The 1,337-nt window shown below is 62.6% G+C and carries 1 protein-coding gene; it reads right to left on the bottom strand.

What is annotated here, in order from left to right; translation table 11 throughout:
* Positions 1-220: 220 nt before the first annotated feature.
* Complete coding sequence (locus tag A3AI_RS0141910; protein ID WP_024521137.1) at positions 221-1,252, bottom strand: IS110 family RNA-guided transposase; 1,032 nt, start codon at positions 1,250-1,252, stop codon at positions 221-223.
* Positions 1,253-1,337: the final 85 nt, after the last annotated feature.

The following is a 1,337-nucleotide window of genomic DNA, read 5'->3' as shown; positions in this document are numbered from 1 at the left end:
CAGCGTTGGTCGGAGCAGCCATGTGTTCGGCCTGTTAGCGCGGTACCCATGACCGCTGGCCATAATGCCCTCCGCGGATCAGGTCCCAGTCAACAACACGCATTCGATGATGCCGTGGCCCTAGTGGGTTGTCCTGATCGCCGGATCGACCGGCACTGCATTAAGTGCTGTTCGCCCTCCCAACCATTGCGTCACGCCGGGCTGTCCGGCGCGAGCTCGTTCACGCCGCGAGAGCGGTAGGTTCCTTGTAAGGTTCGTTCCTGGCCATCATCGCCCAGGCCATCCGGGCGAGCTTGTTGGCGAGCGCGATCGCGGCGACCTTGGTTGGCCGCCGTGCCAACAGCGCGGTGAGCCAGGGTCGATGCCCGGTGCCGTGGATCTTGGCATAGCGGATCACGGCGAGTGCGCCAGTCGTGAACAGGCTGCGCAAATAGCGATCGCCTTGCTTGCTGATACTGCCAAGCTTGTCCTTGCCCCCGCTCGAGTTCTGCTTCGGCACGAGCCCAATCCAGGCTGAGAAGTCTCGCCCGGATCGGAAGGCCTTAGGATCAGCAACGCTGGCGACCAGCGCTGTTGCCAGCGCCGGCCCGACCCCGGGGATCGCGTCCAGCCGTTTGCTCGTCGCGTTTGCTCGATGCCAGTTGATGATGCGTCGGTCGAACTCCACGATTTGGGCCTTTAGCGCCCGCAATTGACTGCCGAGAGCGGCAAGACATGCGCGGGCCACCTCAGGGAGCCGGCGGTCGTCTGTATCTGCGACGACTTCCAGCAGTTGCTCGACGCCCCTGCGTCCGACCGGGGCGACAATCCCGAACTCGGCAAGATAGGCTCGGATAGAATTGATCACGGCGGTCTGCTGGCGGATGAAGAGATGGCGGGCTCGATGAACCATCAGACAGCTCTGTTGCTCGACCGTCTTGGTCGGCACGAACCGCATGTTGGGTCTCGTGACCGCCTCGCAAATCGCCTCCGCGTCGGTGCTGTCGTTCTTCTGCCGCTTGACGTAGGGCTTCACATAGGCCGGAGGCATCAGTCGCACCGTATGCCCCAACGCCTGCAGCTCGCGGGACCAATGGTGGGATGACGCGCAAGCCTCAATGCCGACCATGCACGGCGGCAGTTTCTGGAAAAATGCCAAGATGTGTCGGCGCCGCAACTGACGGCGCAAAACGACCTGGCCGGCTGCATCAACGCCGTGTACTTGAAAGACCGACTTTGCGATATCCAGACCGATCGTCGAAATTGACTGCATAGGCTGCTCCTCCGAATCGTGGAGCCTCAATCGGCACCCACTCCTTGGCGCTCTCGCGCCGGTGGAGGAGCCGTCCACAGCATCA

Origin of the sequence: Bradyrhizobium sp. Tv2a-2, from assembly GCF_000472425.1 — a bacterium.
In the GTDB taxonomy this organism is placed as follows: domain Bacteria; phylum Pseudomonadota; class Alphaproteobacteria; order Rhizobiales; family Xanthobacteraceae; genus Bradyrhizobium.
This window is presented reverse-complemented; position numbering and strand designations above follow the sequence as displayed.

Coding starts and splice junctions, on each gene's coding strand:
- A3AI_RS0141910 (WP_024521137.1), bottom strand. CDS start 1,252: ATGCAGTCAATTTCGACGATCGGTCTGGATATCGCAAAGTCGGTCTTT.